The following is a 16,572-nucleotide window of genomic DNA, read 5'->3' as shown; positions in this document are numbered from 1 at the left end:
AAAATGAGTCGCGAAATGTTACAGCTGGCCGAAGCGCTGGCAAGTGAAAAAAACGTTGAAACGGAAGTCGTATTCAAAGCCCTTGAATTCGCCCTCTCTACTGCCGCCAAGAAAAAAGCCGACCGCGAGCACATGGACGTGCGCGTCGAAATCGACCGCGATACTGGCGAATACCAAACCTTCCGTCGCTGGCTGATTGTTGCCGATGAAGACTACACCTACCCCGACGTAGAAAAAACCATCGAGGAAATCCAAGAAGAAATCCCCGGCACCACCATCCAAATCGGCGAATACTACGAAGAGCAGCTGCCAAACGAAGGCTTCGGCCGCCAAGCCGCGCAAACCGCCAAACAAATCATTCTGCAACGCATCCGTGATGCGGAGCGCGAGCAAAACCTGAACGAGTTCCTCGCTTCTAAAGAAGACATCGTTTCCGGTACGGTAAAACGCGTCGAGCGCCACGGCATCATCGTTGAAGTCGTCGCAGGCAAACTTGACGCCCTGATTCCGCGCGAAGAAATGATTCCGCGCGAAAACTTCCGCAGCGGCGACCGCATCCGCGCCCTCTTCCTGCGTGTGGACGAAATCGGCAATACCGGCCGCAAACAAGTCATTTTGAGCCGTACCAGCGGCGACTTCTTGGCCAAACTCTACGCCAACGAAGTGCCTGAAATTGCAGACGGCCTGTTGGAAATCCGCGAAGTAGCACGCGACCCCGGCCAACGCGCCAAAGTTGCCGTTAAAGCCAACGACCAACGCATCGATCCGCAAGGTACCTGTATCGGCGTGCGCGGTTCGCGTGTCAACGCCGTGAGCAACGAATTGTCCGGCGAACGCATCGACATCGTTTTGTGGTCTCCCGAGCCAGCCCAATTCGTGATGAACGCGCTGTCTCCTGCCGAAGTGAGCCGCATCGTGATTGACGAAGACAAACACGCCGTTGACGTGATTGTTGATGAAAACCAACTGGCGCTGGCCATCGGCCGCGGCGGTCAAAACGTCCGTCTGGCTTCCATCCTGACCGGCTGGCAGCTGAACATCATGACCGTTGAAGAAGCCGACGAGCGCAATGCCGCCGAAGACGCCGTTATCCGCAACCTCTTCACTACCCACTTGAACATCGACGACGAAACCGCCGATATTTTGGTTGAAGAAGGTTTTGCCACATTGGAAGAAGTGGCTTACGTTCCGGCGGCAGAATTGCTCGCCATCGAAGGCTTTGACGAAGAAATCGTTGAAACCCTGCGCAACCGCGCACGCGACGCCATCCTGACCATGACCATCGCCGCAGAAGAAAAACTGGGTGAAGTGTCTGAAGACATGCGCAATTTGGACGGCGTAGATTCCGACATGTTGCGCAAACTGGCCGAAGCCGGCGTTACCCAACGCGATGATCTGGCCGAATTGTCTGTTGACGAATTGGTCGAAATTACCGGTGTTGACGAAGAAGAAGCCAAAAAAGTGATTTTGGCTGCACGCGAACACTGGTTTACTGAAGAAAACAACTAAGGGGGTACTGAATGAGTAATACAACCGTAGCGCAATTTGCCGCCGAACTAAACCGCCCCGTCGATGATTTGCTTAAACAATTGAAAGAAGCCGGGGTCAATAAAAACAGCGGCAATGACAGCATAACCACTGACGACAAACAATTGCTGACCGCTTACCTGCAAAAGAAAAACGGCAGCAACAGCGGCACCATCAGCATCCGCCGCAAAAAAACCGAAGTCAGCACCGTTGACGGCGTAAAAGTGGAAACACGCCGCCGCAGCCGTGCCGTTACTATTCCTTCTTCCGAAGAATTGGCAGCGGAAGCCAAAGCCAAAGTAGCAGCGGAAAACCAAAAAGCCGAAGCAGAAAAAGCAGCCGCCCAAGCTGCCGAAGAAAAAGCCAAAGCTGAAGCAGAAGCTGCCGCAAAAGCCGAAGCCCGTGCCAAAGCAGAGGCCGAAGCAGCCAGACTGAAAGCCGCCAAAGCCGCACCAAAAGCGGAAGGCAAACCTGCCGAAGCCCAAAAAGAAGAAGCCAAACCGGTTGAAGCCGTAGAAGCTAAGGCCGAAGCAAAAGTTGAGGCTAAAGCAGACAACAAGCCGTCTGAAAGATCCGTTAAAGCTGAAAAAACAGCCGAAGCCAAGAAACCTGCCAAAGCCAAACAAGACAAAGGCGGCAAAGGCAAAGAAGCGAAAAAGGCAGCCAAACCTGCCGCTCCTGCCGTACCGCAACCTGTTGTCAGCAAGGAAGAACAGGCTCAACGCGATGAAGAAGCCCGTCGTGCCGCCGCCCTGCGTGCACATCAAGAAGCCTTGTTGAAAGAAAAACAAGAGCGTCAAGCACGCCGTGAAGCCATAAAACAACAGGCCGAGAAAGACTCAAAACCTACTAAAGAAGCCAAATCAGGCGAACGCAATAAACCTGCCGAGAAAGCCAAAGCAGCATCCGGCGAAGGCAAATCCGAACACAACGCGCGCGGTAAAAAAGAAGACCGTCGTGAGCGTGATGAAGAAAACCAAGGCCGTAACGCTAAAGGCAAAGGCGGCAAAGGTGGGCGCGACCGCAACAATGCTCGCAATGGCGACGACGAGCGCGTACGCGGCGGCAAAAAAGGCAAAAAACTCAAACTTGAGCCAAACCAACACGCCTTCCAAGCGCCGACCGAACCTGTCGTACACGAAGTTTTGGTACCTGAAACCATTACCGTTGCCGATTTGGCACACAAAATGGCCGTTAAAGGCGTCGAAGTGGTTAAAGCCCTGATGAAAATGGGCATGATGGTAACCATCAACCAATCCATCGACCAAGACACTGCCCTGATTGTGGTGGAAGAACTCGGCCACATCGGTAAACCTGCTGCCGCCGACGACCCTGAAGCATTCTTGGATGAAGGCGTTGAAGCAGTAGAAGCCGAAGCATTGCCGCGTCCTCCGGTTGTGACCGTAATGGGTCACGTTGACCACGGTAAAACTTCCCTGCTGGACTACATCCGCCGCGCCAAAGTGGTACAAGGCGAAGCGGGCGGTATTACCCAACACATCGGCGCATACCACGTTGAAACCCCACGCGGCGTGATTACCTTCTTGGATACTCCGGGTCACGAAGCGTTTACCGCTATGCGCGCGCGCGGTGCGAAAGCAACCGATATCGTGATTCTTGTGGTTGCAGCCGACGACGGCGTAATGCCGCAAACCATCGAGGCAATTGCCCACGCCAAAGCCGCGGGCGTACCGATGGTGGTTGCCGTCAACAAAATCGATAAAGAAGCCGCCAACCCAGAACGTATCCGCCAAGAGCTGACTGCGCACGAAGTCGTGCCTGACGAATGGGGCGGCGATGTACAGTTCATCGACGTTTCCGCTAAAAAAGGCCTGAACATCGATGCATTGCTCGAAGCCGTCTTGCTCGAAGCCGAAGTTTTGGAACTGACTGCCCCAGTCGATGCACCTGCAAAAGGCATCATCGTTGAAGCTCGTTTGGACAAAGGCCGCGGCGCAGTTGCCACATTATTGGTTCAAAGCGGTACGCTGAAAAAAGGCGATATGCTGCTGGCCGGTACTGCATTCGGTAAAATCCGTGCAATGGTTGACGAAAACGGCAAAGCCATCAATGAAGCCGGCCCTTCTATCCCTGTCGAAATCCTCGGCTTATCCGACGTACCGAACGCAGGCGAAGATGCAATGGTATTGGCCGACGAGAAAAAAGCGCGCGAAATCGCCCTCTTCCGTCAAGGCAAATACCGCGATGTACGCTTGGCCAAACAACAGGCAGCGAAACTGGAAAACATGTTCAACAACATGGGCGAAAACCAAGCCCAATCCTTGTCTGTCATCATCAAAGCAGACGTACAAGGTTCTTACGAAGCTTTGGCGGGCAGCCTGAAAAAACTGTCCACAGACGAAGTGAAAGTGAACGTGTTGCACAGCGGCGTTGGCGGCATTACCGAATCTGATGTCAACTTGGCCATCGCTTCCGGCGCATTCATCATCGGCTTTAACGTCCGTGCAGATGCTTCCGCACGCAAACTGGCTGAGAATGAAAACGTGGAAATCCGTTACTACAACATCATTTACGATGCCATCGACGATGTGAAAGCCGCCATGAGCGGTATGCTCTCTCCGGAAGAGAAAGAGCAAGTAACCGGCACGGTCGAAATCCGTCAGGTTATCTCCGTTTCCAAAGTCGGCAATATTGCAGGCTGTATGGTTACCGACGGTGTGGTCAAACGCGATTCCCATGTCCGCCTCATCCGCAACAACGTGGTTATCCATACCGGCGAGCTGTCTTCTTTGAAGCGCTACAAAGACGACGTCAAAGAAGTCCGCATGGGCTTCGAGTGTGGTCTGATGCTCAAAGGCTACAACGAGATTATGGAAGGCGACCAACTCGAATGTTTCGACATCGTCGAAGTTGCCCGTACTCTGTAATCAGACAGGCCGTCTGAAAAATCAGAAGCAAGTTTTGCAATGCGAAACCTGCTTCTTTTTTTCAGACGGCCTTTTTACAACCATTCATAGTTTGAAACTATTGAAATTGATGTGTGGTATATAAGAAACAAAACAGCCGCACAAGGCAAAGCCATTTGGCAAAAGAATAGACGGCAAACTAAGCCTGATAAAGCTCTCTACATATTGTCATATCTTAACGTTCCAGTTGTTTTTATCAAATTTCGGCACTAGTATATACAGCCTAAACACAATACAAATTAAGCAATACCGGCCATATGCCGGATACGTTTACTTCCTTGTTACTCTCATCAATATCTAAAGAAAATATCATGACAATCGAAAAAGCAATGCGCATCCGCAATGCTCAATTTGAATTACGACATTTAGAGCAATTACAGCCATCTCCCCTTGCACAAGCAACAACAGGCACTTCGGGAGATGACGTTTATTATGTAACCCGCAGCGACGATACAATCATTGAAAACCCAAATGGTGGAGATGATACGGTTTACAGCAACGTCAGCTATACCCTTCCAAACCACGTTGAAAATCTTGTTTTGACCGGTACAGCCAACATCTTCGGCGCAGGCAACAACAGCAACAACATCCTCATCGGCAATGAAGGCCGCAACCGCCTCAACAGCGGCCGCGGCGACGACATCGTTTACGGCGGTGGCGGCAACGATTTCATCAACGGCGGCGAAGGCAACGACCATCTTTTCGGTGAAACAGGCAATGACACCCTCAACGGCGAAGCAGGCAACGATGTGCTTGAAGGTGGAGAAGGTGACGACACCTATCTTTTCTCTACCAAAAGCGAGCAAGACACCATCATCGACAATCAAGGCCATAACAGCATCCGCTTTCATACTGATCTGAGCCTTAACGATTTAACCGTTGAAGTCCGAAACAATGAAACCGGCGGTCATGACTGGCTGATTGCCGTGAAAAACAGCAACGCCGTTTTAACCATCAAAAACCAATACACTCAAAACGGTACAACACCGGCAGTCTCCCAATTCATCATCGGCACACAAAAACTGGATGTAAACAGCTTTGCCAAATATTTTGACATTTCCCTGACAGAGCATACCGAAAGCGGTAAGACCATCGATGGCAGTGATGACAATGACCACCTGATCGGCACATCCGGCGATGATATTATCGACGGCAAGGCTGGTGCCGACATTATGGAAGGCGGAGACGGCAATGACACTTACTACGTTGATGATGTAAAAGACGTGGTGATTGAACAAGCTGGCAGCGGCGAAGATACCGTATTCAGCAGCATTTCCCATACTGCCGCTACCCACGTCGAAAATGTTACCTTGACCGGCTCGGCCAATATTTTTGCCGCCGGCAACAACAGCAATAACATCCTGACCGGTAACGAAGGCCGCAACCGCCTCAACAGTGGACGCGGTGATGATACCGTTTACGGCATGGGTGGCAACGACAACCTCAACGGCGGAGACGGCAACGATTATCTGGACGGTGGCGACGGTAACGATATCATCAATGGTGATGCAGGCGACGACATTTTGGTAGGCGGCAACGGTAAAGACATTCTGAAAGGCGGCGCCGGAAACGATACCTATATCTACGGCGACAACGATACCATTATCGATAACCAAGGCATCAATACCCTCAAGTTTTCAGACGGCCTGAACAATGCCAAGCTCCACCTGAAGACCATTCAGAACGATGATGGCAGCCAAAGTTGGGAAATCACTTCGGAACAAGGTTCAGCCCTGATTCAAAACCAAATCGGCGCTGATGGCAGTATTTCCATCGACCGTTTCCAGTTCAACGACCAAACCTATATTGCCGCGCAGTTCCAACAAGCCTTCCAAGCGCTGAAAGACGAAACCATTAAATTTGTCGGCACAAACGGCGACGATACCTTGCATGGCAATGCAGACAACAATGAAATCAACGGCGGCAATGACGGCCAAGACACCCTCTATGGCCACGACGGCGATGACATCTTGCGCGAACACAGCGCAACCTATTACGGCAACAAACCCGCTTCCGACGATAAACTTTATGGTGGCAACGGCAATGACAAACTCTATGCCCATGTAGGCGCCGACTTACTCGACGGCGGCTCAGGCAATGATTATCTGGAAGGCGGCGAACACAATGATACCTATGTTTTCGGAAAAGGTTACGGTCATGACACCATTTTCGACTACAACTTCGGTTTCGACAGCGAGGCCGGCCTGCACACGCTCAACGCCAACATCATAAAATTTACCGGCGGCATTACCCCTGATGACCTTGAAATTACCGTTGAAAAAAGTTACGACAAAACCGGGATTGCCGACATGCCCGACAGCAACCAATTTGTATCCAATCCCCTGCTGGATGGCGATACTTGGCATATCCGCATTAAAGGCACAGATGATGTTTTGACCATCAAAAACCAAAGCGGCATTTATGGTGCGATTTCCGAGTTTCAGTTTGACGGCAATACCTCATACAGCACCGGCGAGCTGATCAACCACTTCAAACTGTCTATCCCGCACATGATCGGTAACACAAACATCGTCCAATACACAGGCCAACCCGTTGAGGAACTCAACCGGGATGTGTACAACAACTTCAACCACACCATCCATGCCGATAGCGACAACAGCGATTTAGATTTGTCGCGTTACACTTCTGTTGTCGAATACAGGGGCAACCGCAGTGATGAAACCATTACTTTGGGCCGAGGCATCAACATCGTTGATACGGCCGGCGGCAACGATACCATTACCGACCCCGGTTCCGAGCGTACGGTGATTATGTTCGGCAGAAACAGCGGCAACGACACCTTTAATCCGTATGGTGGCAGCGATACCCAAGTCCTTTTCAAAGAAGGGATTACGCTGAAAGATTTACAGTTAAAAACCGGCGATGATTGGGTCTTAACCATCAAAGATACAGGCGACACCCTGACCATCCATGACATTGCCAACAATAATGTCGACAGCTTTGTATTCGGAAACGGTAAGAGCTACACCGCCGACGAAATCAGCAAAGCTCTGATTACTGAAAATACACAAAACAACGGTATCCTGTAAAACTCAAAGGCCGTCTGAAACCTTAATTCAGACGGCCTTAGTCCTTTGCTGATTTATTTATCGTTCTGTTATATAATTATTCTCATTCGAATCCACAAGAAAGAATAAAAATGGATGCCTTAAATCTCCTCACCACGCGTCGTTCTTCCAAAAAACTGGCTGCTCCGGCACCCAATGCCGAGCAACTGGAACAAATGCTGCAAGCGGCAACACAAGTACCTGATCACGGCAATATGCGCCCTTACCGCTTTACTGTGATTCAAAGCGAGGCCGGCTTACAACGTTTCCGTGAGCTTTTGAGCAAGACCGTTACCGAACTCAACTTCGGCGATGATGCCATGAAAAAGGCCGAACGCGTCGGCAACATGGCGCCTATGATTATCGGCGTTACATTCGCGCCGAACCGTGAAGTGGCAAAACCCAAACCTGAATGGGAACAAATGCTGACTGCCGGCTGCGCCGCCTATGCTTTACAACTGGCTGCTTCTGCTCAAGGCTTCGACAATGTTTGGATTACGGGCATGTGGGTCAACAGCCCATTGTTGCGCGAAGCATTTGAGTGTGCCGACAAAGACAAAATCATTGGCCTGATGATGATTGGTTCGCCGACTGAAGAAGGCAGCGGCCCGAAAAATACCAACTTGGAATGTTTTACAACTTATTGGTAAAACCTGAAAATACTCAGGCCGTCTGAAAAACCTGATTTAATGGTTTTTCAGACGGCCTTTCTATATCTATTATCGAAGCATCAAGCCGGATTCATAAACGCTTCAATTTCTTCCAAAGAAATATCCGCCGTCGCGCCATGACGTGAAGCCACCAATGCACCCAGCGCACAAGCAAAAGCAATGGCTTCTTGAGGAGGCGCATTATTGAGCAGCTTATAAGTCAAACCACCAAGAAAGCTGTCGCCGGAGCCGACAGTATCCACCACTTTGACGCGGAAACCGCAATGACGGTACAACTCGCCGTCCTTATACAAAACCGCGCCATGACTACCCAAAGTCACACACAAGATTTTGACACCTGTCAGCTTAACAAGGTAGCTGATATTTTGTTCGATACTGTGATAAGGAGAACCGTAAGCCGCAGCCAACTCATACAGCTCATCATCATTGAGTTTGACCATATTGGACTGTTTCATGGTCTCCAGCAAGCGGGCAATATCATAATGCGGCTTACGCAGATTAACATCAAAAATTTTGAATTTGGCTTCTTTCAGCAAAACAGCCAAACTTTTACGCGAAACCTCGTCACGGGTTGCCAAGCTGCCAAAAACGAAAGCATCGGATTCTGCCACACGTTTGATTGCCGCATCATCAACCGCAATCCTATCCCACGCGCAAGGATAGACAATCTCATAAGACGCACTGCCAGACTTGTCCAAGTGTACTTTCACCAAGCTGGTCGCGCATTCGTGGCAAACCTGCAAATAATCAGTATTGACGTTTTTGCTTTGGACCTGGCGCAGCAATTCCTCGCCATCGGCATCATCACCGCGACGGCTAATGATGGCAGCATCGATACCCAAAGACTGCAAACGGACAGCAACATTTAGGGGTGCACCACCCAATACCTTCCCGTTTGGAAAATCGTCCCACAGCACTTCGCCGAAACTGGTTACTTTCATTCTTGGCCTTCCTTTTTTGAGGTTGATTGGCAGGGTCTGCACACCCGACAGATTTTTTGCAAATCATGTACTTGTAGTAAAACTCCAGCATCGGGGGCAAAAGTATTATGTTTTAAAATGTTGGGACTGACAAGCAATTAAGGGAATATCAGACAATAAACTTGATTCATCACAAAATTATATTGTTCCTATTTTTTCTTTTTCTTTCACATTTATCCCCACTCATGTCATTAAAACAAAATATTCTGAAATTTAAATACAAAAGGCCGTCTGAAAACTGATTCAAACAATTTTCAGACGGCCTTTATTGAAGTATTGCAGCGATTAAACTACAACTTCTTCTTTTTTCTTCACTTCTTTAGCAATGTTCTCACGACTCAAGCCAAACATCAGCAAGAGCGGGCTGGCAACCAATACGGAAGAGTAAATACCGAACACGATACCTATGGTCAGCGCCATAGAGAAACCGTGCAAGGCTGCACCGCCGAACACCAGCATAGAAACAACCATTGCCTCGGTCGAACCGTGGGTAATAATGGTACGGCTCATGGTCGCGGTAATTGCGTTGTCGATGACTTCCGGCACAGTGTGGCCGCGCATATGCGGCTTACGGAAGTTTTCACGAATACGGTCAAACACCACCACGGATTCGTTTACGGAATAACCCAAAACTGCCAAAATACCTGCCAAGACAGTCAATGAGAATTCCCATTGGAAGAAGGCGAAACAGCCGAGAATAATTACGATATCGTGCATATTCGCAATAATCGCGGATACTGCAAAACGCCACTCAAAACGCATGGACAAGTAAATAATAATACCTGCCACCACGAAGCCCAATGCCATCAAACCATTGGTAACCAATTCTTCACCGACTTGAGGGCCGATGAATTCGACTTGGCGCAAGGTAACATCAGGATTGTCTTTTTTCAGCAAATCCATTACTTGGTTGGACAGCTGTGCAGACGTTACGCCTTCTTTGTTCGGCAGGCGAATCATGATGTGTTTGTTCGTACCCAATGCCTGAACCTGTACATCACCCATTTTCAGCGTATCGAGGCGTTCGCGTGTTTTATTCACATCCACACCCTGCTGATATTGGACTTCCATCACCGTACCGCCGGTAAATTCGACGGAGAAATTCAGGCCTTTGGTTACCAAAAAGAACACGGCGGCGATAAACGTAACCAACGAAATAAAGGTCGTCAGTTTGCCGTAGCTCATAAACGGAATATCGCGTTTGATTTTAAATAATTCCATGTTTTACTCCTTGCCTTCTGCCATTTCAGCTTTCGGCTTCCATACCGCACCAATGGAAATATTCCGCAATTTGCGACGGCGGCCGTACCACAGGTTAACCAAAGCACGGAACACGACCACAGATGAATACATCGAGGTCAGAATACCGATACAGTGTACAACGGCAAAACCGCGTACCGGGCCGGAACCGAAGACCAACAAAGCGATACCGGCAATCAGAGAGGTCAAGTTGGAGTCGACAATGGTTGCCCAAGCGTGTTGGAAACCGAGGTTGATGGCCTGCTGCGGTGCGACACCGGCACGCAGTTCCTCACGGATACGCTCGTTAATCAATACGTTGGAGTCAATCGCCATACCCAGTGTCAATGCCAACGCGGCAATACCCGGCAAGGTCAGCGTTGCCTGCATAGCAGACAAAATACCCACCAAAAACAAGATATTGGTACTCAAGGCAATGGTAGAGAAGAAACCCATCAAGCGATAGTAAATCACCATGAATGCAGCAACAGCGGCAAAGCCCCACAAGGTAGAGTGGAAACCTTTTTCAATGTTTTCTTTACCCAAAGACGGGCCGATGGTACGTTCTTCGACAATCTGCATCGGCGCGGCCAGCGAACCGGCACGCAGCAACAATGAAGTATCGTTGGCTTCGGCTGTCGTCATGCTGCCGGAAATCTCCACGCGGCCGCCGGTAATGGCGGCTCGGATGACAGGCGCGGTCACGACTTCGGATTTACCTTGGTCGATCAACACCATAGCCATACGTTTACCCACATTGGCCGAAGTCAATTCGCCAAAAATGCTGCCGCCCGCACTATCCAGGCTCAGGCTCACGGCAGGCGCGCCCATTTGGTCAAAGCTAGGTTGCGCATCGTTGATGTTGTCGCCGGTCAGTTCAACTTGTTTGTTGACCAAGATAGTTTCCGGATGATCGCCACCGCTTGACAGCAACTCATAACCAGTCGGTACATTGCCGTTCAACGCTTCTTGCAGTTTGATCGGATCGTCTTCCACCATACGCACTTCCAAAGTCGCGGTACGGCCGATAATGTCTTTGGCTTTGGCAGTATCTTGCACGCCCGGCAGCTGTACGACAATACGGTCAAGGCCGGATTGTTGGATAACCGGTTCGGCTACGCCCAATTCGTTCACACGGTTGTGCAACGTATTGATGTTTTGTTTAACTGCATCAGAACGTACTTTATTGATTGCCTCTTCAGACAAAGTCAGCACGATATTGTTGCCATCCGGCAGCAGCGTGGCTTCAGGGAACAATTTTTGCAACTGAGGCAAGGCTTTTTGTACATCGGCAGCATCTTGCAAAGGCACGGTCAGACCGTTTTCAGTCTGATGCACCGTGCCGGTACGGATTTTTTCGCGGCGCAATTCGCGGCGGATATCGCCGGAATAACGTTCAAACGTTTTCTGCATCGCGGCTTTCATGTCCACCTGCATGGTGAAATGCACGCCGCCACGCAAGTCCAGACCTAGGAACATCGGATTGGCTTTGATTTTCGCCATCCACTCAGGACTGTCTGCCAACAGGTTTAGCGCGGTAATATAGCCCTCGCCCAAAGTATTTTCGATGACGTCGCGCGCTTTCAATTGCGTTTCGGTATCTTTGAAACGCACTTTCAGCGAGTTGTCGACGATGAACATACCATCAGTCTGAATACCTGCCTGTTTCAGCGCGGCATCCACTTTAGACTGGGTTTGATCGTTGATCACGATGGCTTGTCGGTTGGTCGATACCTGTACGGCAGGCGTTTCACCGAAAAGGTTGGGCAGCGAGTAAACAGCCGCAACCACAATCGTGAACGCAATCAGCAGGTATTTCCATAAAGGATAACGGTTCATGGTAAGCCTTTGCTTTATTTATAAAGGCAAACAGCCGCGCTCGGAAAATGAGGCGGCTTTTTGCAAAAAAACGGATTATTCGGCTTTCGCGGCAATCGCGTTGCGCTCAACTTCCACTTCGATTTTCGCACCTTGACCGATGTCGACAGTGTAGAATTGCTCGCCGACTTTGGTCACGCGGCCTTTGAATCCTGCCGCCAAAACGACTTTATCGCCGACTTTCAAAGCGGCCAACATCGCTTGGTGCGCTTTGAATTTCTTTTGTTGAGGACGCATAATCAGGAAGTAGAACACCACCATGATCAGCACTAAAGGGGCAAATTGAGCCACTGCTTGATTCATAATATATCCGTTCTTTCAAGTTTTAGATTAAGTAAAAAACTGCACACTGCAATCAAACACATTGGTTGGACTGCAAAATTGAGCTATTCTAAAGGCCGTCTGAAAAATTTCCAAGCATTTCCGTATTTATTAACCATATTTAGCAGTCTTTACGACTTGTCCGACACATACTGTTCCATGTTCAAAAAAATCCTTTGGCGCATCAGCACCCGCCTACGCCGTTTGTTTGGCAAAAACGCCCGCACCGTATGGATTTCGCATCCGATATTCCTACAGCACCAGCCGGGGCCCAACCATCCCGACAGGCCCGAACGCATCAGCGCCATTCAAACCGCCTTAAAACAAGAAGGCATTTGGCGTCGCCTGCAAACCACCGAAGCACCGGAAATCAAAGATGCGCAGCTGGCATTGGTCCACTCGCGCAACTATCTGCACGAGTTGGAAGCCGCCCAGCCGCTCCCCGGCAAAATCCATCGTATCGATGACGATACGGTCATCTGCCACGACTCACTCCAAGCCGCCCGTTTTGCGGCCGGAGCCGTTGTTAAAGCAGTCGATATGGTGATGAACAAAAAGGCTTGGCATGCTTTTTGCGCCATCCGCCCACCCGGCCACCATGCCCACAGCAACAGCGCCAGCGGATTCTGCCTCGTTAACAACACCGCCGTCGGCGTGATGCACGCCATTGCCCAATACCGCTTGCAACGCATCGCCATCATCGATTTCGACGTCCACTTCGGCGATGGTACGGCGGAGATTCTCCAAGACGATCCGCGCGTGATGTTTTTCAACCTGTTTGAAACCGACATCTTTCCCTTCCCTCAGGCGGAACAATACGCCGGCAATAAGAATATGCTGCATACGCCCCTCAAACCGGGCACAGGCAGCCGTATCTTCCGTACGACCATCCGCGAACAATGGCTGCCCAAGCTCACGGCCTTCCGCCCCGAGTTGGTGTTGCTTTCGGCAGGTTTTGACGGGCATAAACAAGACGAAACAGGCCGTCTGAACCTGCATGAAGCCGATTTTGCCTGGCTGACACACAAAATCGTCCAAGCAACAGCAAGCTGTCAAGGACGTATCGTTTCCGTGCTGGAGGGTGGATATACCTTGGAATCCATGTCTAAATCTGCCGCCGCCCACATCCGCGTATTGGCGGGCTTAAGCAAGGCCGACTACGTCATCGCCTACCAAAAGCATCTGAAGCGCGGCAAAAGTAATAATCCTACACCATAACGCATTCAAACTATTGCCAAGTCCGTCTGAAAACAGATTATCCATTTCAGACGGCCTTTTTTTTCATTTACAAACTTTAATTTGAGCAAAGACAAACCATTTCCATATTGTCAGTAGTAAAATAACAAACATAAAACATATCAATAAAAATATTTCACACGCCACACTGCTTCCCTTTCCCCAATTGACCGTCTTTTTCAGACGGCCTCCACTTTAAAAAAGGAGCGTTACAATGAAAGCAGCACGTTTTTATAACAAAGGCGACATCCGCATCGAAGACATTCCAGAGCCAACCGTAGCTCCGGGTACTGTCGGCATTAATGTTGCGTGGTGCGGTATCTGCGGTACCGACCTGCACGAATTCATGGAAGGTCCGATTTTCATTCCGCCTTGCGGCCATCCACACCCAATCTCCGGCGAGTCAGCCCCTGTAACCATGGGTCACGAGTTCTCCGGCGTGGTTTATGCCGTAGGCGAAGGCGTGGACGACATCAAAGTCGGCCAACACGTTGTTGTCGAACCCTACATCATCCGCGACGACGTACCGACCGGCGAAGGCAGCAACTACCATCTCTCCAAAGACATGAACTTCATCGGCTTGGGTGGCTGCGGTGGCGGCTTGTCTGAGAAAATCGCCGTCAAACGCCGTTGGGTACACCCTATTTCCGACAAAATCCCATTGGACCAAGCTGCTTTGATTGAGCCTCTGTCTGTCGGCCACCATGCTTATGTACGCAGTGGCGCGAAAGAAGGCGATGTCGCATTGGTTGGCGGCGCAGGCCCAATCGGTTTGCTGTTGGCTGCCGTACTGAAAGCCAAAGGCATCAAAGTCATCATCACCGAATTGAGCAAAGCACGTAAAGACAAAGCACGCGAAGCCGGTGTGGCCGACTACATCCTCGACCCATCCGAAGTCGATGTCGTTGAAGAAGTGAAAAAACTGACCAACGGCGAAGGCGTAGACGTTGCATTCGAATGCACCAGCGTCAACAAAGTGCTGGACACCATGGTCGAAGCCTGCCGTCCGACTGCGAAAGTCGTCATCGTATCCATTTGGAGCCACCCCGCTACTATCAACGTCCACAGCGTTGTGATGAAAGAGCTGGACGTGCGCGGCACTATCGCCTACTGCAACGACCACGCCGAAACCATCAAATTGGTTGAAGAAGGCAAAATCAACCTTGAGCCTTTCATTACCCAACGCATCAAACTGGACGAATTGATTTCCGAAGGCTTCGAGCGCTTGATCCACAATAACGAATCCGCAGTAAAAATCATCGTCAATCCTAATCTTTAATCCTAAAGCTTAAAGAATAAACAGGCCGTCTGAAACTTTTCAGACGGCCTATTTACTTGATAAATTCCCGAATGGCCCAATCCTCTGCCAACCATTCACTTTATCAAGAGCAAAATCTCATGAATCCAAAATACGCCCCACTCTTTCAAACATACACCCTCAATAACGGCGTAACCATCAAAAACCGCCTTGCCGTCGCCCCCATGACCCATTTCGGCTCACAAGCCGACGGTTTAATCAGCGATCAAGAGCGCACCTTCCTCAGCAACCGCGCAGGCGATATGGGCATGTTTATCACTGCCGCCACTTTGGTTCAAAAAGACGGCAAAGCCTTTCACGGCCAACCTGAAGCCACAGGCGAACACTGCCTCGACAGCCTGAAAGAAACCGCACAAATCCTGCAACAACAAGGCGCAAAAGCGATTTTGCAAATCCATCACGGCGGCTCCAAAGCCATTGATGACCTTTTGGACGGTCTCGACAAAATCAGCGCTTCCACCAACGAAGCCGAACACGCACGCGAAGCAACGGCGGAAGAAGTCGAAGCACTCATCGCCTCTTATGCGCAAGCCGCCGATTTGGCGCTTCGCGCCGGTTTTGACGGCGTGGAAATCCACGGCACGAACGGCTATCTGATCCAACAGTTTTACTCTGCCCAAAGCAACCGCCGCAACGACCAATGGGGCGGCAGCTTGGAAAACAGAATGCGCTTCCCGCTGGCCGTTATCGATGCCGTGGTTGCCGTCCGTGAAAAACACCAGCGCGACGACTTCATTATCGGCTACCGCTTCTCCCCCGAAGAGCCTGGCGACGACGGCTTAACCATGACCGAAACCGGCGCACTGATTGACGCATTGGTACAAAAACCGCTGCAATATCTGCACGTTTCCCTGTGGGAATTTGATAAAAAAATCCGCCGCGGCGGCGATACCGCGCAAACCCGCATGCAGTTCATCCACGAACGCATCAACGGCAAACTGCCGCTTATCGGCGTGGGCAACCTGTTTACCGCCGATCAAATTTTGGCCGCCTATGAAACCGGCTGGGCAGAATTTATCGCCTTGGGCAAAACCGTGATGATTAATCCGCACATCGCCACGCAAATCCGTGAAGGCCGCGAAGATGAAATCGAAACGCAACTCGACCCGACACGCGCCGACCATTACGGCCTCCCCGACACCTTGTGGGGATTTGCCTCCAACGGTACGCAATCATGGCTGCCGCCGGTAAAAGGCGCGGAATGGAAACCGATGGATATTTAATCATCGATTCATAGCATAAGGCCGTCTGAAACTTTTCAGACGGCCTTTGGTTTGGTGCAAACATTGAATTATCAAGCATTTTTTTGTACAATTCCGCATCTTTCAATCTATTGCAGGGCGTGTTGCACACGCCCTTATTTTAGCCTGTTTTCCAACACCCATATCCTTCAGGCCGTCTGAAAAA

At 50.3% G+C, this 16,572-nt stretch carries 11 protein-coding genes; 7 read left to right on the top strand and 4 right to left on the bottom strand.

Annotation, left to right across the window (positions count from 1 at the left end; genetic code table 11):
- Positions 1-3 precede the first annotated feature (3 nt).
- The 4 genes from nusA (at position 4) to O3661_RS05535 (ending at position 8,172) form a co-directional block, all read left to right on the top strand.
- Entirely contained in the window at positions 4-1,509 is a 1,506-nt protein-coding gene (nusA, locus tag O3661_RS05550) for a transcription termination factor NusA (protein WP_036493524.1), read from the top strand.
- A gap of 11 nt (positions 1,510-1,520) precedes the next feature.
- The gene (gene infB / locus O3661_RS05545) at positions 1,521-4,415 is read left to right on the top strand and encodes a translation initiation factor IF-2 (RefSeq protein WP_371492586.1); all 2,895 of its coding nucleotides are present in this window, start codon (positions 1,521-1,523) and stop codon (positions 4,413-4,415) included.
- A gap of 350 nt (positions 4,416-4,765) precedes the next feature.
- On the top strand, positions 4,766-7,504 hold the full coding sequence (locus tag O3661_RS05540) for a calcium-binding protein (RefSeq protein WP_371492585.1): 2,739 nt from the start codon (positions 4,766-4,768) through the stop codon (positions 7,502-7,504).
- 110 nt (positions 7,505-7,614) lie between these two features.
- Positions 7,615-8,172, top strand: coding sequence for a nitroreductase family protein (locus O3661_RS05535; RefSeq protein ID WP_070504488.1), 558 nt, complete (start codon positions 7,615-7,617; stop codon positions 8,170-8,172).
- 80 nt (positions 8,173-8,252) lie between these two features.
- Here the strand turns inward: O3661_RS05535 and O3661_RS05530 are convergent, their stop codons facing one another.
- From O3661_RS05530 to yajC, 4 genes are all read right to left on the bottom strand, one after another.
- The gene (locus O3661_RS05530; protein WP_371492584.1) at positions 8,253-9,134 is read right to left on the bottom strand and encodes a carbohydrate kinase; all 882 of its coding nucleotides are present in this window, start codon (positions 9,132-9,134) and stop codon (positions 8,253-8,255) included.
- Between the two features lie 324 nt (positions 9,135-9,458).
- Positions 9,459-10,394 carry a protein translocase subunit SecF gene (secF, locus tag O3661_RS05525; RefSeq protein ID WP_003686183.1) on the bottom strand — a complete coding sequence of 312 codons (936 nt, stop codon included), beginning with the start codon at positions 10,392-10,394 and terminating at the stop codon, positions 9,459-9,461.
- A gap of 3 nt (positions 10,395-10,397) precedes the next feature.
- Positions 10,398-12,251 (bottom strand): protein translocase subunit SecD, encoded by a 1,854-nt coding sequence (gene secD, locus O3661_RS05520; RefSeq protein WP_070504494.1) that lies wholly within the window; start codon positions 12,249-12,251, stop codon positions 10,398-10,400.
- Between the two features lie 75 nt (positions 12,252-12,326).
- Positions 12,327-12,593, bottom strand: coding sequence for a preprotein translocase subunit YajC (gene yajC, locus O3661_RS05515; protein ID WP_003675720.1), 267 nt, complete (start codon positions 12,591-12,593; stop codon positions 12,327-12,329).
- 177 nt (positions 12,594-12,770) lie between these two features.
- Here yajC and O3661_RS05510 point away from each other — a divergent pair, with 177 nt between their 5' ends.
- The 3 genes from O3661_RS05510 to O3661_RS05500 all read left to right on the top strand — a co-directional run bounded on the left by O3661_RS05510 (position 12,771) and on the right by O3661_RS05500 (position 16,388).
- Entirely contained in the window at positions 12,771-13,829 is a 1,059-nt protein-coding gene (locus O3661_RS05510; RefSeq protein WP_371492582.1) for a histone deacetylase family protein, read from the top strand.
- A gap of 232 nt (positions 13,830-14,061) precedes the next feature.
- Positions 14,062-15,126, top strand: coding sequence for a 2,3-butanediol dehydrogenase (locus tag O3661_RS05505; RefSeq protein WP_003745670.1), 1,065 nt, complete (start codon positions 14,062-14,064; stop codon positions 15,124-15,126).
- Between the two features lie 119 nt (positions 15,127-15,245).
- A complete protein-coding gene (locus tag O3661_RS05500; protein ID WP_371492581.1) occupies positions 15,246-16,388 on the top strand; it encodes an NADH-dependent flavin oxidoreductase in 1,143 nt (380 codons plus the stop codon).
- Positions 16,389-16,572 lie beyond the last annotated feature (184 nt).

Source organism: Neisseria sp. 20925_1_37, assembly GCF_041433255.1.
GTDB lineage: Bacteria > Pseudomonadota > Gammaproteobacteria > Burkholderiales > Neisseriaceae > Neisseria > Neisseria flavescens_D.
This window is presented reverse-complemented; position numbering and strand designations above follow the sequence as displayed.